Genomic DNA, 21628 nt, shown 5'->3' with positions numbered 1-21628 from the left:
TGGGCCGCACGAGACGGCCCGCCCCAAGGGCCCTGCGGGGCAGAAAGAGGTACCGCCATGAACTACCAGGTCTTCGTCGGCAACGTGGTCCGCGACCCGGAACTGCGTGCGACCAAGAGCGGCCTGAGCAAGACGACCCTGTCCGTCGCGATCAACGAGGGCGACCGTGAGAAGGGCACCGAGAAGGCCCACTTCATTCGGGTCAACGTCCTGGGTCGGACCGCGGAGAACACCGTGAAGTCGATCGGCAAGGGTGACCGGGTGGTCGTCGTCGCCCGGATCGACACCTACGCCAAGGAAGTGGAGGTCAACGGCGAGGACCGCAACATCACGATCACCGAGTTCACCGCGACCGCGATCGGGCCCGAACTGCACTACGCGAGCGCCGATGTCGCCCGCAATCCGAAGAACTCGGACGACGACGACCGTGACCCCGGTGAGCAGCCCGAGACGGCCAAGCGCGGCAAGGCCGCCGCCGACGACCCGGACACCAACGACACCAACCGCTCCGAGGACGGCGACGCCGACCCGGAACCGCCCGCCCGCAGCGGGAGCGGCAAGCCCACCGCACGGTCTCGGGCCAAGGCGCCCGTCGACGACGACGAGTTCTAGACCGTCGTCCCGGTGAGCCGGCCCCCGGCGCAGCCATCCCCCCCGCCTGCGCCGGGGGCCTGACCGAGAACCCACACTTTGGACCACGGAATCGAGCAGGCGATGCCCTGGTACAGCGACTGCACCCGCTGCCGCGAGGCGTTCGACCCAGTCGTTCCCGCCGCGGCAACCGCTCAGCCACCACGGACGTTCATCGACCCGGCCCTGGCGCCTCCTGGGAGCCATGGAAACCATTTCCGATTGAGCCGATCTCGCGGTCAGACGCTGCGTCACTACCTGCCCCGCGTCGCGGCCGGGGCGCTGTCGGCGATGGTGTTCTGTCTGACCGGTACCCTCGCGGCGCTCGACGGCGACCATGGCCCGGCCACCGCCCTCGCATCCGAACATGCCGGGTCGACGCCCGATGCCCGACTCGACTCGGCCGGACTGGTCGGCGCGCCGTAATGACCGGATCCTGGTGATGCTCGCCTTTCTCGACAATGCCGGGTGGGAGTCGGTGACGGCGCCACCGGTCACCGCAGCGGGCGCCGCCGTTGCCGCGCTGGTGCTCATCCGGCTGGTCCGTTCGGCCCGACAGAGGATGCCGGTCATCACGGCGCCCCGACGGGCCTTCACGGCCGCCGAACGCCGGGAGGGCCTGGCCCGTTCCGGCGGCCGCTGCGAATACAAGCACCCCCTGTGGCGCCGCTGCCGGCAGTTGGCCGCGCACGCCGACCATGTCTACCCCTGGTCGAGGGGAGGCTGGACCGCCCGGTCGAACCTCCAGATGCTCTGTCAGCGGCACAATCTGGTCAAAGGCGCGAAGCCTCCTTCGAGGCTGTACCTGTGGCGGCTGCGTCGACGGCGGCGGCGCTACTTCCCACCCGGCGCGGCCCGCCGGATCGAATGGCGGGGGCACCGCGCCAGCTGAATCAATTCCTGGCGGTGACGTTCCCGACCGCGCACGGACAGTGCATGACCAGACCCGCGTTGCTGCTGGACGTCGACGGCGTCCTCAACCCCTACGCCGCCCCGGCCAACCGGAGACCGGGCGACTACCTCACCCACCGGTACCCGATGCCCGGTCACCGCCGGCCGCTGCGGGTCTGGCTCAACCCCGGCCACGGGCAGATGCTGCTCGCGTCGACCGACCGATTCGACCTGACCTGGGCGACCACCTGGCAGCACGCGGCCAACGACTGGATCGGACCGAGGATCGGACTGCCGAAGCTGCCGGTGATCACGTTCGACCCAGTGCCGCCGACCCCGACGACCATCCCGCACGCCGGACCGGGCGTCCACTGGAAGACGGCGACGGTGGCGCGGGCGATGGCCGGTCGGTTCTTCGTCTGGATCGACGACGAGACCACCGACGCGGACGCCGCCTACCTGGCCGCCCGGCATACCGCCGGGGCAGCAGTGTACCGGATCGACCCGGCGGTCGGGCTGCTCGCCGAGGACCTGACGGCCATCCGAGCCATCACCAAACCCGGTCTGTACCGCGGCCCCACCCCCTCCGAGCTGCGCCGACGCCGCAGACAAGCCGGACCGATTCCAGACTCCGCAACCGGCCCGACCATCACCTGACCGTGGTCGCGCGAGACCGGCCCGCCCTGGTGGGACCGGACCGCCTCCCGGGGAAGCCCGGCGCGTCCGCGCATGGAGCAGGCATGCGGATTCAGCCGGGCCCAGGCAGGTCGGCCACCAGGTCCGCCGCCCGGAAGGCGAAGTCGAAGGCGCTGGTCGCCCTGGCGCCCTACCTGGTCCCGGTCCTGATCCTGGTGTTGATCATCTCCGTGGTGGGTGCCGTGGTACTCGTCGCGATCACCTCGGCGATCGCCACCCAGGCCGGAGCGGAGGCGCAGGGCGAACGGATGGCGATGGCCGAGGGCTTGCCGGCGGACCGCGCCGCACGCATCCGGGCGGCAGCGTCCTCCCAGGGCATTCCCTGGCAAATCCTCGGCGCCCTCCACGCCGTGCACGACCAGCAGGCCGCCGCCTCGGCACCCGTCAACGCCCCGGTCGCCGGGGTCACCCCGGCCGACGGACGACGGTACGCACAGGAACTGCTGGACCGAAGCGAGGGCAACGGCCCCCGCGTCACCATCCAGCAGGACGCCACCCGGGCCGGGTTGCGGGCCACCGCAGACGGCGAGCCCACCATCAACTCCTGCGGCGAGCAGATGATCCTCTCGCCGCTGCTGCTCGGCGCCCTGGTCGGCTTGACCGCAACCAAGTGGAAGGTCACCATCGACGACTTCGGCTTCCCCGGCGACCGCGGCTACTGCGAGACCGGGACCTTCCAGCATCCGAAAGGCAACGCGGTCGACCTGCAGGGCCTGGTCAACCTGCAGACCGGTCAGTCCACCAGCCCCGGACTCGACTTCGTCGGCGCGGACTCGCAGATCGCCAGCGACTTCGCCACCGACTTCCTGGCCGCCCTGCCCGGCGAACCCGACGGCAGCCACACATACGGCGGGATCGGCCAGAAGCAATGCGGCGTCAACCCCTCCTTCCCGGCCGACAGTCAGCTCGTCTACACCTTCGACGACAGCTGCGACCACCTGCACGTCGACGTCCGCAACCGCACCGACCTCATGGAAAGCGCCTTGACCAAGGCATTCTCCGGATCATCGGGTGGCACCGGTCAGGCCGCCGGCTCGACGTCGGCGGTCGGCACGCCCGGCTCGACCACGTCATCGGGTGACCCGATCGTCCTGAACACCGACGACCCCCGCGTTTCGGCAGGGTCCGTCGAACCGGCCCGGGCGGACCAGGTTCTGGCCGCGCTGCTGGCGACCGACATGGCCGCCAGCTACGGTCGGGGCCGGATCAGCACTTTGGTCGACGGTGCCGTACGGGCCGACGGCGGCGCCACCGTCCTGACTTTTCCCGCGCGTCTGCACGAGCAGGCCCAGCAGCAACGCAGCGCCTGGGTCGCGGCCATCGGCCGCCTGCCCGTCGCCGGGAACTCGGATTCGTCCGCGGGCGCCGTGTACGACCTGGCTCTGCGGTGGGCGTTGATCCCCCGCTCGGCGTGCGGCGGCAACGGCCAAGCCGTCGTCGGCGGCGCCATCGAAGGTGGGCTGTCGTCCACGATGGTGCCCGAACCGATGCGTTCGGAGATGATCCGGGCCGCTCAGGCGTACGGCGTGCCGCCCGGTGTCATCGCCGCGCTCTACCTGACGGAGAACAACGGATTCAGCTTCGCCTACGCCTATTACGACGGCGGCAGCAACCCATCGGCGTTCACACTCACCACGACCAGCTCCGAGTGGAAGCTCGCGACGTACGGCACGACCGGCTTGTGGCCGGCCGGCGGCACATTCCGCGGCCCCTTCCAGTTCGGGCCGATCTGGGGGACCTACCGCTCGCCCGAGCACCCCGACGTCCTGCTTTTCGCCGACGCAGCATTCGGCGCCGCCCATTACATGGCCGACCTCGGCGCCAAGGACGACCCGGGCGACGACGCGATCGATACGGCCGCGCAGGGCTACAACGGGCAGATCAGCTGGTCACCCGGCGGGTCGCAGATCCGAAACCCCGACCCCGCCAAGTTCAGCGTCGTCAAGCAGCTCTACGCATTCCAGGTGGTCCAACTGGCCAAGGCGCTGTCCGTCGACGACGCCACCGCGGCAACGCCACCCTCACCGACCAGCGCCGAACCAAACGCAGCCCCCGCGACCACGCTCCCGGCCGGCCGGAGCACAGACCCCATTGCCACCGGTCGGGCGGATCAGCCCTCGACCACCAGTTGCGCGGAGACCGCGGCCGCCCAAAGCATCGGAGTCGACATCTCCACCAACGGCGTGGACGTCTCCCTCCCCGACGACCCGAACATCGTGCAGGCAGCCCGGGGCAAGACGATCACCGCCCCGTCGGCGGCCGTCGCCTCGGGGCTGGCCGCCGGCCTGCGGTCCCTCGGACTGCCCTACGTGTGGGGCGGCGGGAACGCCCGAGGTCCGGACGACGGCTGCGTGCGCGCCGCCGGCGCGAAGAACGCATGCCAGGGCATCATCGGCTTCGACTGCTCCGGGCTCACCGCGTTCGTTCTCGGCCGCTCCGGCGCCCCCGACATCCCGGGCACCTCGGGCGCACAACGGGCCGGTGGCGTCGGGATCCCTTGGGATCAGGCGCAACCCGGCGACATCATCGGATATCCGGGTCACGTCGCAATCTATCTCGGCACGATCGACGGAGTCCGGTACCAGTTGGAGGCACCTGACGTCGGCCTGAACGTCCGGGTCACCACAGTCTTCCGTACCGACGCCGACACTGTCCTCCACCGATACTGGACGGCCCCGCGGTGAACCGGCGCCGGTCAAAGACCCGACGTCCTCGACCGCGGGAGATGCCTGCCGGGCGGGCGGTCCGCCGCCCCGCCCGGCGTGGTCGCAACAACACCCGACGCGCGGTGGCTGCCGGGACTGCGGTGGTCACCATCGCGTTGGCCGCTCTCGTTTCCAATGGTCGGCACGACGAAGGTCCGGACGATTCATCTGTTGCCGAGGTGTCGGCGCCGACGCGAATCGAACCGGACGGGTCGAGGCCAACGGTTCCAGGTCAAGGGTCCTCGACTACCCTGACCGGTCCGGTCACGACCGCCACCACGACGCGGACCGCAACCGTCACCGCGTACGGCACCTCGACCGGGCCGGATCGCCCCGGCGACGCAGGTCCGTCAACCGACAACGCTCATCCCCTGGCGGAGCCCACCCCGGTGACGTTCGACCCCAACGTCCTGATGCCGCCGATCGACGATCACGATCCGACGATGGTGGCCACCGCCTACCTGCGTGCCCGACTGACCTGCGACCGCTTCCACGACGGACCGACCGCCTGCGCCGAGGCCGCCGCTCGGTACACCGAATCCAGCTTCGGCCGGGCGCTGGTCGCACAGGCTGCGACCACCCAGGACTGGGCCCGCGTGCAACGCGACCACCTGCAGGTTCGCTTGCGCATCAACGACATCGCGCTCCGTCCCACGGATCATGGCTGGCTGGTCACCCTCGCGTACCGCAGAACGATCATCCGCGACCCCATGGGTGAGGCCGCGTTCGACGAGGTCACCTCCGTGACCGTCGAACCGGCACAGCCCGATCGTTGGTGGGTGACCGGCGACAGCGGCCTCGGCGCAGCCGGGTCCGCCGCAGGTTGAACGGAGCCCGCATGCCGCGCATGAACCGGACATGGCCTCTCGACGCCCCACGGCCGGTCTCGCCGGATCAGTCATTGTCGTCTTCATCCTGTTGTCCTTCGGGTACTTTCATCTGCCCGGTTTCGTGCCGTTGGTCCAACAGGCCTTTCGGTGGACCTTCGCGGTGTCCGAGCCGCCCCAGCTGCCCGATGCCGCAGCCGTCGGCGACCAACTGGCGGCCGGCCTGTTGGATGCGCTGAACGAGGCCTCCGCCGCCGAGACCCCCAGCGGCGCCTCGGATGCACCATCGTCGTCCGCCGACACCCCAACGACCGACACCATCCCAGCCCCCGCAGGCGGACCGACTCCGGAGGTTCGGCCTGGGATGGACGCGGCCGCTGCACTGAACACCCTGCCGGTCGCGGAACCGGTCTTGAGGACCGGGTACAGCCGCGACCAATTCGGACCGGCCTGGACCGACGAGAACACCGCGCACCTCGGCGGAAACCAGTGCGATACCCGCAACGACATCCTCGGACGCGACCTGACCCAGGTGACCTACCGGTCCGGATCCTGCCTGGTCGCCACCGGAACACTGCACGACCCTTACACCGGAACGGATATCGCGTTCACCCGCGGCCAGGACACCTCCGCCGCCGTGCAGATCGATCATGTGGTGCCCCTCGGCGACGCCTGGGTGACCGGGGCGCAGAACCTGTCCGACCTCCAGCGGGTCGACCTGGCCAATGACCCGCTGAACCTGCTGGCAGTGTCCGGCCCGATCAACGAACGGAAGTCCGACGGGGACGCGGCCACCTGGTTGCCGCCCGACACTGACTACCGGTGTGAGTACGTCAGCCGCCAAGTGGCCGTCAAGCTCGAGTACGCCCTGTGGGTCACGCCGACCGAGCACGACGCGATCGCCGGTGTTCTCGCCGGTTGCCCCGGTCAGCCGTTGCCGGGCGAGGGGTGATCCGAGCCCATGGACGATCATCGCCACCAGTCGGGACCGGTCGACGAACCATCAACGCCCGCACAGACGAAGGATGCTGATCCCCGCGGACGCTCCCACGACGATGCCGTTGCGGTCCAGCACGGACCGCGACCCGTGGCCGTCGCGAAGCCGGCGCCACGGCGCCGCGCGCGCAAGGCGGTCGTGGTGGCTTGGGAGCAGGACGCGGACGCGCCACCCCTGATTCAGACGGCCAGCCTGGCGTTGTCGGTGCTCGGATGGACCCGCGCCGGCACCGTCGACGAACTGGCGCGACGGCTGAGCGCCGCTGACCGACCCACCATCGATCTGGTGCAGGCGATCCGGATGAGTCCGGAACAGTGGGCCCTGCTGAAAGACCCAACCCACGCCGGGCCGCTTTCCTACCTGCGGTCCCCGCCGGGTGCGACCGGCACCGTGGTCACCCTCCAGTGGTGCCCGGCCTGTGAGCGCTGGTCGACCTCGTACCGCAGCAGCATCCGCGCCTGCCGGGCGACGACGGGTTGCGCCGGCCAGGTGGTCCGCGCCGGGCGGGCCAAGCGCCGCAAGCCGACCGAAACCGACCCGGCGGACGCCAAAGCATTCGCTTGAGCCGTCGCCGTCAGTTCGACGCCGCCCCCGCGCATGCACACCGTATGAGTCAGCACCAGGCACGGGTACCCGCCGGGGTGACCACGGGAGGCCAGTTCGCCCGGGACCGCCGCAGCACCTCCACCGTCACCCTCGCCCCGGATACCGCAGCCGGCCAGCCAGACGAGGCCGACGGCGAAGTTCGGCGAGTGGTCGACCAGGCGAGATCGGCGGCCCGTTTCGCATCCCGCCGCACCGGCCAGGACAGCGACGACATCGCCGGTGACGCAATCCTGGCCATGGTCGAGTCGAACAACCGGGGCCGGCCCTGGACCGCCATGTCCCGGGGCGAGATCAACACGATCGTCCCGCGGATCGCCTACCGGAAGATGTCGGGCCTGAATTCCGGTGAGGACTTCGAGGGATTCCGCCGGTTCCGGGCCGAGGTCGCCCGCATCGAACAGTCCGAGAACCGAGTCGTCGGCGACGCCGAGGCCGACCGTATCGCCGACCGAGTGAGGATGAGCATGCCACCCAAGCGCCGCCCCAAGATCGGGTACCACCGACCGTCCCGGGACCGGACGGACGTTCGGATCGACGCCCAACCGACCGACGGCCTCCTCGGCGTCGACGTCGACTACCTCTCCGCCGCCGACGATTCCGAGGACATCGAGCAGTCCGCGTTCGCCTACCGACTGGCCGAGATCGAGCAGATCAGGCATCAGGAGGGCCGATGGGCGGCGATGACCGTGCTGCGACCCGCCCCGTTGCCACAACCCAACCTGCTCAGCGAGCAGCAGGCCACCGAACTGCGGCGCCAGGTCACCAGAATGGGCGGCGCCCGAGCGGTCGCGATGGCCTGGCGGGAGGGCCGCGCGTCACCGCAGGCCGCGGCCGCCTACTTCGCCGCGTTCGGCGAGATCGACGACACCGGAAGGGATCAGGTCGCGGAGACGTTCATGCTCGCCGGCACCTCGGAGAACACCGACCGCGTCTTCTCCGAGGTGGTCAGCAACGCCACCCGCCGGCGCCCGGCCGGCGGCCGATGAGCCCGCCGCGGCGTCCCCGGGGTGAGCCGACCGGCGGCCAGTTCGCGCCGGCCACCCGTTCGACCGCCCGGCTCAGCCTGAGCAACCAGCCCCCGTCCTCCGACGGCCACGGAACGGAGTTCGCGCAGCCCACGTCTTCACCGGGCGACTCTTGTTCGGCCGAGGAGGTGGATGTGGTGGCCGTCGCCGACGCGAGCCGAGATCCGGACCTGCCCGCGTCGGCTGTCGCCGAGTTGATGTCCGTCGACCGTCCGGTCCGCGTCCGCCACGACACGGTCAACCGAGGCGGTCGAACAGTGCTGACCATCGCCGCCGCCGACCCGAACCCGGCGGTCAGAGTGGCCGCCCACGGATCGCCCAACCTACCGGCGGCCGCGCGCTACGCGCTGAGCCGAGACCTGGCCGTGCAGCGTCTGGCTGGCCGTCAACGCATCTCGGCCGCGTCCTGAACGAAACCCGGCCCGAGGCGGCGCACGGCATCGTTTGCGACTGATCCGCGGCAGACGTCGAGGAGATCGGGAGGCTATGGACACCGTCAATCTGCGTGGCGGCTGGAACGACCTGATCAACGCGCTCAACGTTCCGGGCGGACTGTGGGTGCTGCTGACCGCCGCCGGGGTCATCGTCGTCGTCGCGGCACTCCTAAAGCTGCTGTGGGACAAGCGCCGCGGCGGCGGAGGTGGCGTCTCGTCCATTTTCACGCCTCTGATGATCGGCGCGTTCCTGGCCGCGCCGAAAGTCGTCGTCCCGATCCTGCTCTGGATGATCGACCTGGTGATCAACGCGGCGATCTCGCTGATCCGTCGCAGCACCGGCGTGTGAGGAGACACAGGTGACCCGAGAGCCGCCGCAGACCAACGCACCCCCGATGTTCGTCCTGACCAAGTACACCCGCGACGGCTCCCGGAATCGGCAGACTGTCATCCAGGGTTTCGAGATGCCGCTGCGTAAACTGGTGATCATCCTGATGGGACTGGCTGTGTCGATCGTGCCCACGGTCTTCGCGGCCGTCTTCGTCGACTACTGGGCGATGCTGATCCCCTTGATTTGTGTGGCCGCGGCCCTGTGGCTGGTCGAGCACCGGACACGTGACGGCCTGCGGGTCCCGATGTGGCAGTCGATCAAGCATCGGTACGAGGAGCCCATCGACCAGTTCCTCTGCGGCGGAAGGCCCGTCAACCCGTTGGCCACCGGCTACTTCCGGATCATCCCGTCCTCAGTACACGTGGTCCGAGCCGAAGTGGATGCCGCGGAAGTCTTCTCCCCGCTGCCGCACCCCCATCGCCCGGCGGCGACGCTCAGCGCAGCCGAGGAAGCCGCTCCGGCTGCGGGCCGGGTGAGCCGGGTGCGGGACCGCCGAGACCGTCCGCGGCAAGTGACCAATCGACTTCGGAAGCGACTGCGCCACCGCAGCCGGTCCCTCAGCCTCTTCGATCTGCCCTGACGACCGGGACTCTCGTGCCGACACGACAACCGCCATCCGACGATCCGCCGGCGACAAGCCTCCACGCCCCGGTCATCGCCAGGCTGCTGGTCGCCGTCCTACTCGGCGTAGGCATCGCCCTCCTCGGAACCGGCGTAGCCGCAGCAGCCGGAAGTCCCGGTTCTCAAACGTCCGCGGCCCGGCAGGCGCCGGTGGTCCCGGACAGCCCGGCCGGTACCTGGGTGAACGGTGGGAAGGACTCGTGCGGTCAGGACGTGAACGGTGGATCGGCTGCCACAACGGTCAGGGCGCAGTCCTACCTGCCCCTGTCCCGTTGGTCCGATGTGGCGTCCACCCTCCACGACCGGCTGGACGCCGATTTCTTCTCCGACATCTACGACAAGATCCAGCGCCGCCTGGTCTTCTCCAACATGCTCTCCGCCGGCAACTCGATGTGGAACGTCGCGGCCAGCATGACCAGCTCCGCCACCGAGTTCTGCCCCCTCGACGACGCCGGGTTCAAGGCCGACAGCCTGGCCGCGTCGTTCGGAAACGCCATCTTCTCGGCCAGCGCATTGCTGCCGGCGATCTTCACCGCGGCCATCGCGGCCACCCTGTGGCAGGCCTACCGCCGGCGCAGCATCGCCGGCGCGTTCAAGACAATGGCCCGACCCGTCGTGGTGCTCTCCCTCACCGCCGTCATGCTGTGGGGCGCCACCCGCTCCACCGACAACACACCAGGGACCGGCAGCCCCTGGTGGATGGCCACCAAGGTGAACATGGGCGTCAACGCCGTCGCCGGCAGCCTGTCCAACAGCTTCGCCGACACCGACCCACCGTCGAACCTGGCCGCGCTCAGCGACGACGGGGTCAACGTGACGTGCGCCAAGATGCTGAGCCGGCTCCACGACGAGTACGCGGCGACGTTCGGCACAAGCCGGATCCGTCAACTGTCCGCGACCGTGCCACTGACCGTGTCCAAGATGTGGGAACAGACCGGGCTCACCGCCTGGGCCCGAGTGCAGTTCGGCCAGGACGAGACCAACTCCAACACCGCCCGGGTGTTCTGCCGGCTGCTCGAAGCCCGCCTGAACAACACCGACCCCGGTGACCGGCTCCCCGGGCAGATGTACCTGTCCCAGCTGGCCGGCGCCGGGATGCCCACCCCGGGCGGCGCCGTCTTCGTCGGATCCGCCGCATCCGACCGGCAGCTCGACCAGACGATGATCGCCTGGGCGGCATGCAACTGGAACGGCAGCGCCTTCACCGTCAACAACCAGGCGCCGAACGACTGGACCACCTTCAGGCTGGGCGGTGAGTCCGGCGGAACCGACAGCGACAGCACGAACACAACCGCCGCCGGGACCGACCCGATCACCCCGGACGCCTGCCAAAAGTGGTGGACCGCAGCCGACTACGGATCCTCCGGCCTCGACGACACGTTCAACGTCGAAGACGACCCGATGTTCATCAACGCCGAAGCCTCGGCCACCGGGCAACACGGCATCTCCGACTTCCTGTTGTCCTGGCACGGCAACCTGACCGCGGACGCGATGGTCACCACCGTGACCTACGTGGTCTCGTCGCTGGTCATGATGATCGTCTACGGCGGAATGTCCTTGGGCATCATCGTCGCGAAGGTCGCCATGATGGTGATGCTCGCCCTGCTGTTCCTCGCCGCCCTGCTCAGTCTGTGGATCAGCAGCCCCGGGCGGGCGAGCCGGCTCACCCAGTTCGCTAAGTACTTCCTGGGCCTGACGGTCTTCGTCTTTGGGATCACCATGCTGTTCAACCTGATCAACCTGGTGACCCTGTTCCTGTCCTCGGTCGGGTCCGGCATCTTCGGCCAGGGCTCGTTCATGGCGATCGTCTGGGCGGGTCTGTCGCCGATCATCGCCGTGATCGTCCTGCACATGCTGTTCAAGCACCTGCTCAAGGTGCCGTCGCCGTTCAAACCGTCCGGCGCGCTGGCGTGGGCAGGGGCGATCGGCGGGATCGGTGCCGCCGCCGCGGTCGGGTTCGACCGGCTCGGTCATCGCGGTCGCGGCCTGCTCAGCGACTTCGCCGCCGGAGCGTGGCGGCGTGGTCGGCGCGGCCACTCGGGTCGCGGCCCGCAGGAGGAGTCCGAGTCGCACGGCCAGCGGCGCGGACCCAGCGACAAGGTCAACCTCAGCCCATCGGGTGCCCTCGGCACCACTCCATCGGCGGACGAAGCATCCTCCAGCCGGCCCGCCGACGTCTCGGGGACCTCGGCCGGGGCCGTCGGCGGTGACCCGCACCCCGAGCCCCAAGGTCAGCCGCTCCCCCAGCCCGCCACCGCCCCGGAACCGCCGACAGACCCGGGGCGCCCTGACCCGGCCGATCCCGGCGTTGCCGTCGAGCAGCCCACGCCGGGGAACACGCCGGCTCCGGGGAAAAACGGCCGCAGCGCCGACCCACCGACCGAATCAACCGCGACACCCCAGGCGGTACGGGCAGCACGCCGCGCCGCCGCCTGGTCCGCGATCGCCGGACGCGCCGCCGCCGTCGGACGCACCGCGTGGCGGCACAAGGGCAAGATTGCCCTCGGCACCGTGGCGGCCATGCCCGTCCTCGGCCTACCCGCGCTGTCCGTGGTCGCCGCAGCCCAGACCCTCGGCACCGCGGTCGCCGGCGTGGGCGGGGTCGCGCTCGCCTCACCGGTCGCGACGGCCGTGACCGCCGCCGCCGGCTTCGCCCTGCGCAACCGAGTCCGCGAATACCGCAAGAACATCGCCTCCAGCACCGCCGGCGGTGGCGCACCCCCGAAGGTTCCGCCGACGCCCTCGGGTGCGGCTCAGGCGATCGTGAATGGCGCGAGTGTGGATGCCGGGTCGAGGCAGAGGGCAGCGAAAGCAGACGAGCCCGAGGCAAGGCCACGATCCGAATCAGAACCTAGCGGCGGCTCCCAAGCACGGGCGAGTCGAGCTGCCGGAGCGTCGAGCGAACCGGGCCGTGCACGTACGACCCATCGGAGCCCGACCTCGCCCACGCCTCGACGGCGAACTGACTTGGGTCACGGGCCCTTCGAGATGCAATTGCTTGGGACCGATCCTTTGGCCGAGAACGACGGCGGAAGCAGATCGGAGGCCGTATGACATCTAACTAACAACTTTGATCAGCCCCGAACCGCAGATGGCCGATTTGACCAGAACACCCGAGCGCCCGGCGAGCTGCGACTACTGGGGGGCGAGTGCGCAGTCCTAGACAGTGGCGCCGATGATTGCCTCATGCCCGAGTCGGAGTGGGATGAGTACAACGCAGACGGCACGTATGCCTACCCGCCGGAACCCGTGTGCGCTGAACAGCTGATCGCCTTCTGGCGGCGATGCCCGGTACCGGATGCGGTCCTGGCGCAGGTTCAGCGTGCCCACCCCGACGTCCGGCGGCAACTGGTCCAAGCACATGTGGAGAAGACCCACCCAAGTTCCAGCCGTCCACGAGAGCGGGTTTTCAGCGGTGAATCCCGGCAGTCTGCGGCCGATTGGGATCGGATTCACGAAGCTGCCGCGGCAGCGTCCGATGCGCACTTTCCGCCGGCACCGATGCCATCCGGACAAGTTCGACAACTCGTTCGCGTGATGCGAGCAGTCGACCAGGCTTACTCCTCCTCGTTGCCTGAGGACGAGTACAAGCGGGTGAAGGATGAACCCTCCAGCATGACTTGGGAGGGACAGCCTATGACCTGGGGAAACGTCTGCTACTTCTACGGCGAAGGCCACTACCCGAACCGGGTTTGGCAGGATCCGGCAATTCGCGACGACGGCAAGCTCGAGGTGGTGGCGCAGCAGCTGGCCGACCTGACGGAGACCGTCAACCGGATCCGGGATGGGCAGGACGCCGACTTCCTCACGCGGGGCAGGTCCGCGCGTCAGGCGGAGCGCGCCCTGCGCGACGCCGGATTCACCAAAACCTGACCCCGGCAGCGCCCAAACAAGCGTGGCTGACCGACCGCGCAGTCCGGTTGGTCGTCGGCCGTGCGGCTGAACTCGGGAGGCCGCGCATAGAGCAGGTTATGACCGAGACAACGAAGACGAGTCCATGCCTTCCAGCCTGCTGATCGCCGGGCTTCCCATCAACGGCCGAGTGAAATGGCACTGCGACCAGATTTCACAATCTGACCCGTGGGCCCAGGACTGGGTGGCCATCAACGTCGATGAGGTCGAGGGCGGCGAAGACCCACGGCCATGGACGTTGGCCCTGGACCCGCCGAGCGATCGTGGTGACGGTCGTAGCGGTGACGCCGATCCGTTGTGTGCATTCGAGTGGGCGCCGGACCTGAGCCTCCATCGCGTCATCGAGCCGCGGGCACTGCTTCCGCGCACCATCGCCGAATACTTGTCGCCGGCCGCGGACACCCTCTGCGAAACGGAGTCCGCCGAGTTCGCGGCACACCTGTCCGGCAACTGCCTGCTGCAGTCCGAGGTGGTGCCGGCGTGGTCGGTGCAGGCGATCAACGCCGGCCTCACGCACTGGCCTCCACGGTTCTCCAGCGCCCGGACCTGGTGTTCGAATGGGACAGTGACGCCGGGCCGTCCCACCTCATGGCATGGGCGGAGCAGCGGACCAAGGAGGCGATGAGTCAAGAGCACTATCCCAGCGGCATCCCGGGCGTGAGCATCTCGGCGGGCGCAATGGACGACCTCCTGGCGATGGGTCCCGACGGCGCGGCCGACACGATGGAGTTCCTCCGCGACCTCACGGCCGACTCGGAACAGCATCATCCGCGCGGGGCTTGAGCGGCCACTCGCCGGGGGGTGACCACGAACGGCGCCCCACATGTGCTGTCGAACGTATGATCGATCAGTGTTGACTCCTGCCCAACCTTCACGTTGGTCAGGCACCCCGACGACCACAGACATCATCAGGCCGGTGAAACCACCCGAACTCGTCCTGATCGACCTGGCGGCACTGTACGGGCGACCACCGCACTTCCGACGGCCGAACGTCACGATTCTGGCCGAGCTGTCCATTCAGGTCGTCGGCATGCTCGACGCCTGGGTGCTCTCCAGCGTCGGGTGGCTGGGCGCCGTGCGGTACCAGGTCAAGCTTCAATACGGCGACTTCCTGCATCAGGAGCACCTCGTGCCGGCCCGGATGCTCCGCAAGGCGTCCTGGACCGACGTGCGCCAGGGCCAGTTGCGCGGCGAGATCGCCGACGACGCCGAGGCTTATCGAACGATGCGGCAGCAGACGTCCTGAGCGTTGGCAGAGCTGGCCGGCCAAGACGAGCGAGCTGATCAAGCAAGTCGGATTCCCGGCCAATGGTCGCGCAAACGAACGAAGGCTCTACGGTGGCTCCCATGCGCGACGGGGTTCCGCTGCCCGGCACGACGCCGCCGGTGGTCTTGTCGCAGCTCGCCTACCGCGTCTTCGGGCCCCTGCGCACCGATCGAGTCCGTGCGATGCTCGATTGCCTCGGCCTCGCTGGGCTTCCCGCCGATCCCGTGGCGGTCGTCGCCGCCCGTCACGGGGTCAGCACCGTGACCTTGAATATTTGGTCGAAGATGCTCGCCGCCGCCGGGTCGCGGCACCCACTTCCCATCGAGTTGGTCACTGAGCTGGCCCGACGTACCCGCACGGGCGAGGACCACCTCGGTCGAGTCCGCGCCGTGGGCACATTCGGCTTGGCAGCTCCACGCCCCCCAAGGGCCCAGCCGACATTTCCTCCGGCCACGGCGGCGCCCATGTCCTCGCGATCCGATCGCGCGGCCGCCTGGGTCGCCGGCCGAATTCTTGCCGCCGTCGGCCCGCTCCGAATGAGCACGCTGCACCAAGCCGTCACGCGGGCCCGACGCGCCCGATCCCGTCCGCTCATCGCGAGCCAGCAGCTCGCCAGCGCGCTCCGTGCTATCGGTGCGACCCGAGACGATCGGGGTCTATGGCGTGCGCCAGAAGGCCTCGCCCCGCCGGCCCGATACCGTGCCTTGGTCGCAGTCGCCGCCGGTCGCGACCTCACCCGCCAGGAGATGATCGACGCGCTCCGCGTCGCCGGATACACCGAGATGTCCGCGAACATGAGGAAGATCAGCAGCCATCCGCTCATCCACCGCGACGGGCCGAACCGATTCGTCCTGATCGGCGGCGACCTCTCCAAGTCCTGAGCGGAGAACAGGTGGTCTCGTTCGGGAGACGGTTCCTGCTCGCAACCGCGGTTCCTGGCCACGATGCCAGGCAGAGCGCCTCGGCCGTTACGGAGGGGCCCATGTCGCATCGGGAGTCCCGATGCGGGGACCATGCCGGCGAGGCGCTCAGCCCGGTGTCCACACCTCGACAGTGAAGGGGACACGGCCGGCGAAGGCGTCGAGAACCGGACAGACCTGCGACCAGTCCAGGCCACCGATGCCGCAACCTATCCGCGGGAGCGCAAGCCTCCAGCCCGGCCGTCGATCGGAGAGTTCTACGAGTGTTCGCTCGGCTGCATGCAGTGCCTCGGTCATCCAGTCCAGCCGGGCATGCGGGCCGGGCCGGTCCTGCGAGGCGAGATTGACCAGGATCGGCAGATCGGCACCGGCCGGCGGCACCCAGATGTGCGCCCCGCCAGGAAGGAGGCGGCCGGTGCGGCACCAGCCCCGATACTCGCGATAGGCCTGCGGGAACCTGGTTCGGGCACCGAGCGCGACTCCGGCGCCCATCAGCCCGAAGGTGTTGACACCGTGAGCGATGGCGTCGGCGCCGGACCGGAACAGGTCACCCGACCGCTCGACCACGTTGCCGTTGCCGATTGGGAGGTCGGTACTCATGCAGGTACCGGCTGGCGTCGCCGAGGGCCTGCGGGCACGACCGGATACGGATTTCGCCAACCCCGGGCGGCACCTTCCGGCCGCCCCCGGTCCAGGACCGATCCACCCCAGATGCCGGTTTGCCGCGACGCGATGCCGTACTGCTCACACCCGCGCCGAATCGGGCAGTCGATGCAGGTCTCGACGGCGAACTCGCGGGCCGCGGCGTTGGACGAGAACCAGAACTCGGTGTCCAGGCCGCGACAGGCGGCCCTCTCGTCGAACGCTGGGTTGCTCGGCATCGCGCCATCGACGGGTCGGATGTCGTAGGTCGCCATCCCGGTCACCTCCGGTCGATCACCCGCGACGATCGCGGTCCGTCCCCTTCATGCGCGGCCATCGTGCGCGCCCCCGCGAACAGCCAGCCCACGCAGACACCGACGAGATGGAGAGTCGACTCGGAGGACGACCGAACGGCTCGGGTCAGGACCAAATGACCCTGACGCCCAGCCTCCTTGCGGCCATCGCGACTTGGTGCACTTGCGCAAGCCGGTGCTCGGTCCATCCGGCGCGCCGACCGCAGTCGATCACCTGCCCAGCGACGGCCGGGGGCACGCCGACGTCGACCGGGCTGATGGCCTGCGCGAGCAGCACTCGTCCCATCAAGGCGTCCGGATCCAGCGCCGGGACCTCCCAGATGTCCGTCCCCAGGCCGAGAACGTCGGCCAAGTGCCGGGCGTTGGACGCCGAGATCTGCACCGACGGTGCCGCGTCGAATTCCGGCTCGAACACGGCGACTACCCGTGACCCGTAAACGACGCAATCTTCGTGGTGGCACACGCGGTCGTGGCGCCTTGCCGCCGACTCCGCGGCCGCCGCGTCGGCGAAGCCGCCCCTCCACGGCGAGTCATCGTCGCGGTGGACGACGGTCCACGACAGCGGTTGGTCCGGCATCTCCAATCCGATCGTGATTCCCATGACCGCGCCTCCTTCGTGAGATCGCCGCCCGCAGCGGGGTTCGCTTCGGCGGCTGTCACTCGCACGGCGGTCGTGCGCGGTACCCGCACCTCGACCGTTGACGCGAAGGCAGACCTGCCCTCCACCGAACTGCCTGCTCAAGGTGCCGGGTCTGCCGATCGGTCACGTCGGACGGTTCGGGAGCGCCGATGATTCGGACGATCTCGGATTCTGCGTCGGGGTCAGGTTCCAGGCGTCCAGGCTGACGTGGACCTGCCGGGGGTCGGTGATCCGATCGAAGGCGTGCACGCGACCATGCACCAGCCAGTGAACGACTGACCTCCGCAGATCCTCTCTGGCAATGCATGGTGCCGACTTGATCTCCCGCCTCTCGGACGCACGGCGGTGTGGGGCCCCCGGGGTTGTCGATCATGTCGCGTCCGCGTGCGATGCCGCCCATGCGTCCGACAATCCATCGCGCCCGTCCGCTGCGCTTTGCTGCGCCAGGGCGTCACCACAGCGGAGGTGGACGGTCCGGACGCCGTGGGCGGCCATGTTCACCGAGGCCAGGGCCACCGCGACCGGATCGAGGTCGTTCAACGTCCAGGTGCAGCTGTTCGGGTCCAGGTCCCGCTCGCGCATGGACCGGACTGCGGCCAGGACCATGCCGCCGGTGCCGCAGGCCGGCTCGAACACCCGGTCGCCGGGCCGGGGTCCGGTCATTGCGGCGAGCAGTGCCGACAGGTCCGGGGGTGTGTAGAACGCTCCGGTGCGCTGCCGTGAGCGGTCGCCGCGGAGCTCGCTGTACACGGGGCCCAGCAGATCCCCGCCGACACCCGGTGATTCCGCGGCACCCTTCAGGTCGAATAAGGTCAGCGCGCCGAAACATTCGGCGAGGGCTTTCATCTGATGGTCAGGCGGTTCACTGGTGAGCCAGCCGATCAGCGGATCGAGGTTGCCGGACAGGTAGGGGTAGTCGGCGGCGGCGGCGCGCCAGATCGCTCGGGCGTCGCGGGTGTGCGCTCGGTCGGACAGTCGGTGCAGGAACGTGGTGCGGAGTGTCGGCGGCGCCCCCAGCAACAGGATGCCGGTGGCCAGTGCGGCCAGCGGGATGGCCACCGGCCCGTCGCAGCCGTGGCGAGCGGCCGCGTCGCGAAGGCGGTCGGCGAGCCTGCTGACGGTGCTGCCCGTGCGGTGTGCCATGCAGTGTTCGTGCGCGGCAGTCGCCCGGCGGCCGGTTCGGCCGTGTTGGTGGGAGCGCCACGGGGATACCCGGGTTGGCGGCGAACCGGTCGCCCCGAGTCGGCTCCTGCGGGGAGCAGTGCCGGTTGCTCAGGTCCGACCCGCGCGCGGCGGCTTGGGCCGGCGCATCAGGCGGCGCAGGGTGGTTCTCGCGATGCGGGTGGTCGCCGGGTCCGGGTCGCGGGAGAGGATCCGCAGGACGCCGGGTTCGGCGCAGGTGACGGCGGCGTTGCGTCGGACCACCGGGGCCTCGTCTTGGGCCAGCATGCGACCGTGTCCTGCGGGGTGGCCGGGTTGCCGGCAACGGCCTGCCGCACCCAGGGATGTGGGTGCCGGGCGTGTCGCATCAGCAGATCCTGGTCATCGGACTCGTCGAGCAGGTAGGTGAGGTCGTCGATCGCACGGTCGCGCTCCGGGTCGACCACGTCGTGGCCGCTGTCGGTCATGCTGATGATTTCGTTCATACCCTCACCGTGTGCGGCCAGGCCAGACCATCCCGTCATGCCGGATTGCGGAGCAGGCGCAGCCGGATCCGGCGGCGCATGGCCCGGACCTGCGGGTCGGTGACCCAGCCGAACCAGGTGTTCGCCCGGTCGACGTCGAGCATGACATCCTGCGCGTCCCTGCCGTTGTCGACCAAGCCGGCGAAGACCACGAGGACCTCGCTCTGCAGCCGGGAGTGCTCCAGCCGGGCCAGCACCAGCGCGCCGGTCCGTTCACCGCGGGCCAGGAACTCATTGTCCGACAAGGCACCCACCACCCGGTATCGGGCGGTGCTGGACATGCCGAGCAGGTAGATGTCCTCGCCGGGCCCGAACCGATTCGTCGCCCACGCGAAATCCGCGTAGGTGATGTACTCGCGCAGCGCGCCGGGCGGTTTCGCCGATGTCCCCATGCCCCCTTCGTGCGCGGCACTCGATCATCGGCCACGGCGGCCGATATGAAGCGGAGACGGTCAGGCAGTCCGGCGATGGTTCCGGTTCAGGTGGCCGATCCGGTCGGCGACCACCGTGTACAGCAGGTCCGCCTGCTGCGCCCGGGTCGACCGGTGCAGCACCGCAACCTGGTTGTCGCCGCCGGTCAATACCTGGTCGAGGTCGTCGGCCTTGCGTCCCAGGCTGTCCTGGACCCGCTCGTCCAGTGTGCCGAGGCCGATGAAGGTCGTCACGACGACATTGCGGGACTGGCCGCGACGCCACTGCCGGTCCTCGGCCTGGCTGATTTCGGCCGGGGTCCAACTGGTCTCGGCCATCCACGCGTCGCATCCCCGGGTCAGGGTGACGCCGACGCCGACGGTGGGGATCGAGCAGACCAGCAGTGGCAGCCGGCCGGCCTGGTACTCGTCGCAGAGCCGGACGCGCTCGGCTCCGGGGGTCGCTCCGGTGATCACGCCGACCTGACGTGGCCGGCCCGGCCGGGAGGAAACGGCGGCGGCGATGGCGGCGGCGACCTGCCGATGCCAGGTCCAGATGATCAACGGCCGGTCGCAGATCGCGGCCGTGTCCGGGGCAGGGCGGGTGCGGCCGGCCATCCAGGCGGCGGCGCGGCCGGCGATCGCGGCGGCCTTGGCCATTCCGGCGGCCCGTCGCAGTTGGGTGACCAGGCCGAGCTGGCTACAGGCCCACTTCAGGCAGCTGCCCCGGTCGGGCCAGGTGCCGGTTCGGTGTCGGTGCCGCAGGAGGAATTCGTCGACCGTCCGGTGCACGTCGTCGTAGGCGTCGGCGACGATCCGGGGGTCCGGGTCGATGAATAGGACGCGGCGGGTCTTGGTGGTCGGCATGATCTTCGGTCGGCGCACCCAGACCTGCTGATCGAGCAGGGCCCGCAGCTTGGGCAGCTCGCGGCGCCGGTTCACCCACCCGCCGAACCGGTTCTCCCGGGCATAGTTGGCCTGGAACGCGGCCCGTCCACCGAACACGGCGTCCAGGTGGCCGGTGATCGCCAGCATGGGCGCCATCTCGACGACGTTCGCCAACATCGGGGTGCCGGACGCGGCCAGCCGGATGCCGCTGCACTGCCGGGCCAGCCGCCGCACTGCGCGGGACCGCAGACTGGTCCAGGTCTTGCACCGGTGGACCTCGTCGACGGCGAATCCGACCGGCCGCCACCCCGCGATCAGGTCGACGAGTTCGGGTCGGGCGGCGAGCAATGTGTCGGGCACCAGAACCACGCCGGCATCGGGTAAGACCGGTGTGCGGGCGCCGGAGTCGAGCGCGACCAGCCGTGCGTTGCGGCCGGCGTGGTCCGCCAGCCCGCAGCGGGTGACCTCACGCTGCCAGTGGCCGATCACCGGCTGCGGTGGGGTCACGATCACCGTCCTGGCGGACCCCGAGATCGCCAGCGCAGCCAGCACAGTGAGGGTCTTCCCGACTCCGGGTGGGTCGACGATGGCGGTGTGACCGGCGACCGCGGCCAGGGCGCCGGTGACCTGGTGCGGATCCAGTTCCACGGCGAACCAGTCCGGAACCGCGCCGAAGCGTTCGGACACCACCGCCACATCGACGGCCACCTGCGGCGAACCGTCCGGTCCGGTCGATGCCGCGAGGCGCCGGGCGGCGGCCGCCAGTTCCGGTGACAGGGCGGGCAGCGACCACCGGGTGGGCGGGTCGAGGATCTCGTGCGCCGCCCGGCTCCGCCGAAACGTCAGGGACCGCGCCCGCTCCCAGGGCACCCGGACGACTCCCGAGTCGACGGTCGCGGCGGCCGCCGCGTAGGCGGACATCCCGCCGATCAGGTCCAGGCACCCGGCCAGGCCGGTGAGCGACGGCCGGATCACCGCGAGGCTGGGGTCACCGGGATCGGCATCCAGCAGCGGCCCGCCGACGAGTTCTGCGGCATCGGGTTCGACCCGGAATCCGGCCGCGGCCAGGATCGCGGCCGGGTCGCCGCCGAACGCCAGCACCTCCCACGTGCGCCCCCGACGCCGAA

The 21628-nt window shown here is 69.8% G+C and carries 25 protein-coding genes; 18 read left to right on the top strand and 7 right to left on the bottom strand.

Annotation, left to right across the window (positions count from 1 at the left end):
* Window positions 1–57: 57 nt before the first annotated feature.
* The 18 genes from ssb to NAMU_RS13475 all read left to right on the top strand — a co-directional run bounded on the left by ssb (window position 58) and on the right by NAMU_RS13475 (window position 15883).
* Complete coding sequence (gene ssb / locus NAMU_RS13555; RefSeq protein ID WP_015747971.1) at window positions 58–612, top strand: single-stranded DNA-binding protein; 555 nt, start codon at window positions 58–60, stop codon at window positions 610–612.
* Window positions 613–852: 240 nt separating this feature from the next.
* Entirely contained in the window at window positions 853–1056 is a 204-nt protein-coding gene (locus NAMU_RS29980; RefSeq protein WP_169312502.1) for a hypothetical protein, read from the top strand.
* Entirely contained in the window at window positions 1016–1522 is a 507-nt protein-coding gene (locus NAMU_RS27440) for an HNH endonuclease (protein WP_169312501.1), read from the top strand. The genes NAMU_RS29980 and NAMU_RS27440 overlap by 41 nt, the downstream gene beginning before the upstream one ends.
* 44 nt (window positions 1523–1566) lie before the next feature.
* Window positions 1567–2178: an HAD domain-containing protein gene (locus NAMU_RS13540; protein ID WP_169312500.1), complete on the top strand. Its 612-nt coding sequence runs from the start codon at window positions 1567–1569 to the stop codon at window positions 2176–2178.
* Window positions 2179–2261: 83 nt separating this feature from the next.
* Window positions 2262–4901 carry a C40 family peptidase gene (locus NAMU_RS13535; RefSeq protein ID WP_015747968.1) on the top strand — a complete coding sequence of 880 codons (2640 nt, stop codon included), beginning with the start codon at window positions 2262–2264 and terminating at the stop codon, window positions 4899–4901.
* A 122-nt stretch (window positions 4902–5023) separates the two neighbouring features.
* Window positions 5024–5749: a hypothetical protein gene (locus NAMU_RS29335; RefSeq protein ID WP_138180198.1), complete on the top strand. Its 726-nt coding sequence runs from the start codon at window positions 5024–5026 to the stop codon at window positions 5747–5749.
* A 31-nt stretch (window positions 5750–5780) separates the two neighbouring features.
* Window positions 5781–6701 (top strand): HNH endonuclease family protein, encoded by a 921-nt coding sequence (locus tag NAMU_RS13525; RefSeq protein WP_015747966.1) that lies wholly within the window; start codon window positions 5781–5783, stop codon window positions 6699–6701.
* Between the two features lie 135 nt (window positions 6702–6836).
* The gene (locus NAMU_RS13520) at window positions 6837–7310 is read left to right on the top strand and encodes a hypothetical protein (RefSeq protein WP_015747965.1); all 474 of its coding nucleotides are present in this window, start codon (window positions 6837–6839) and stop codon (window positions 7308–7310) included.
* A gap of 44 nt (window positions 7311–7354) precedes the next feature.
* Window positions 7355–8338, top strand: coding sequence for a hypothetical protein (locus NAMU_RS13515; protein WP_015747964.1), 984 nt, complete (start codon window positions 7355–7357; stop codon window positions 8336–8338).
* The gene (locus tag NAMU_RS13510; RefSeq protein ID WP_041368923.1) at window positions 8335–8787 is read left to right on the top strand and encodes a hypothetical protein; all 453 of its coding nucleotides are present in this window, start codon (window positions 8335–8337) and stop codon (window positions 8785–8787) included. The genes NAMU_RS13515 and NAMU_RS13510 overlap by 4 nt, the downstream gene beginning before the upstream one ends.
* Window positions 8788–8863: 76 nt before the next feature.
* Window positions 8864–9160, top strand: a complete 297-nt coding sequence (locus tag NAMU_RS13505; RefSeq protein WP_015747962.1) for an acetate CoA-transferase subunit alpha — start codon at window positions 8864–8866, stop codon at window positions 9158–9160.
* Window positions 9161–9206: 46 nt separating this feature from the next.
* Entirely contained in the window at window positions 9207–9782 is a 576-nt protein-coding gene (locus NAMU_RS13500) for a hypothetical protein (protein WP_138180197.1), read from the top strand.
* Window positions 9783–10105: 323 nt separating this feature from the next.
* Window positions 10106–12877: a hypothetical protein gene (locus NAMU_RS13495; protein WP_041368921.1), complete on the top strand. Its 2772-nt coding sequence runs from the start codon at window positions 10106–10108 to the stop codon at window positions 12875–12877.
* A gap of 132 nt (window positions 12878–13009) precedes the next feature.
* Complete coding sequence (locus tag NAMU_RS31030; protein ID WP_245544895.1) at window positions 13010–13696, top strand: hypothetical protein; 687 nt, start codon at window positions 13010–13012, stop codon at window positions 13694–13696.
* 124 nt (window positions 13697–13820) lie between these two features.
* The gene (locus NAMU_RS29330; protein ID WP_138180195.1) at window positions 13821–14360 is read left to right on the top strand and encodes a hypothetical protein; all 540 of its coding nucleotides are present in this window, start codon (window positions 13821–13823) and stop codon (window positions 14358–14360) included.
* Window positions 14357–14518: a hypothetical protein gene (locus NAMU_RS29975; RefSeq protein ID WP_169312499.1), complete on the top strand. Its 162-nt coding sequence runs from the start codon at window positions 14357–14359 to the stop codon at window positions 14516–14518. The genes NAMU_RS29330 and NAMU_RS29975 overlap by 4 nt, the downstream gene beginning before the upstream one ends.
* Before the next feature lie 133 nt (window positions 14519–14651).
* Window positions 14652–14981 carry a hypothetical protein gene (locus NAMU_RS13480; protein WP_015747957.1) on the top strand — a complete coding sequence of 110 codons (330 nt, stop codon included), beginning with the start codon at window positions 14652–14654 and terminating at the stop codon, window positions 14979–14981.
* 101 nt (window positions 14982–15082) lie between these two features.
* The gene (locus NAMU_RS13475; RefSeq protein WP_138180193.1) at window positions 15083–15883 is read left to right on the top strand and encodes a hypothetical protein; all 801 of its coding nucleotides are present in this window, start codon (window positions 15083–15085) and stop codon (window positions 15881–15883) included.
* A gap of 147 nt (window positions 15884–16030) precedes the next feature.
* Here the strand turns inward: NAMU_RS13475 and NAMU_RS13470 are convergent, their stop codons facing one another.
* The 7 genes from NAMU_RS13470 to NAMU_RS13445 form a co-directional block, all read right to left on the bottom strand.
* Window positions 16031–16522, bottom strand: a complete 492-nt coding sequence (locus NAMU_RS13470; protein WP_015747955.1) for a macro domain-containing protein — start codon at window positions 16520–16522, stop codon at window positions 16031–16033.
* Window positions 16519–16839 carry a WhiB family transcriptional regulator gene (locus NAMU_RS13465; protein ID WP_015747954.1) on the bottom strand — a complete coding sequence of 107 codons (321 nt, stop codon included), beginning with the start codon at window positions 16837–16839 and terminating at the stop codon, window positions 16519–16521. The genes NAMU_RS13470 and NAMU_RS13465 overlap by 4 nt, the downstream gene beginning before the upstream one ends.
* 145 nt (window positions 16840–16984) lie before the next feature.
* A complete protein-coding gene (locus tag NAMU_RS13460; RefSeq protein ID WP_015747953.1) occupies window positions 16985–17479 on the bottom strand; it encodes a hypothetical protein in 495 nt (164 codons plus the stop codon).
* A gap of 408 nt (window positions 17480–17887) precedes the next feature.
* Window positions 17888–18661: an HsdM family class I SAM-dependent methyltransferase gene (locus tag NAMU_RS27430; protein ID WP_015747952.1), complete on the bottom strand. Its 774-nt coding sequence runs from the start codon at window positions 18659–18661 to the stop codon at window positions 17888–17890.
* A 129-nt stretch (window positions 18662–18790) separates the two neighbouring features.
* Window positions 18791–18967: a hypothetical protein gene (locus NAMU_RS29970; protein ID WP_015747951.1), complete on the bottom strand. Its 177-nt coding sequence runs from the start codon at window positions 18965–18967 to the stop codon at window positions 18791–18793.
* A gap of 232 nt (window positions 18968–19199) precedes the next feature.
* Window positions 19200–19595 (bottom strand): hypothetical protein, encoded by a 396-nt coding sequence (locus tag NAMU_RS13450; RefSeq protein WP_015747950.1) that lies wholly within the window; start codon window positions 19593–19595, stop codon window positions 19200–19202.
* Between the two features lie 60 nt (window positions 19596–19655).
* The gene (locus NAMU_RS13445) at window positions 19656–21602 is read right to left on the bottom strand and encodes an SNF2-related protein (protein WP_015747949.1); all 1947 of its coding nucleotides are present in this window, start codon (window positions 21600–21602) and stop codon (window positions 19656–19658) included.
* Window positions 21603–21628 lie beyond the last annotated feature (26 nt).

It is taken from the genome of Nakamurella multipartita DSM 44233 (assembly GCF_000024365.1).
Taxonomy (GTDB): Bacteria; Actinomycetota; Actinomycetes; order Mycobacteriales; family Nakamurellaceae; genus Nakamurella; species Nakamurella multipartita.
Note: the sequence above shows the minus strand (reverse complement) of the source record. Positions and strands in the feature narration are given on the sequence as shown.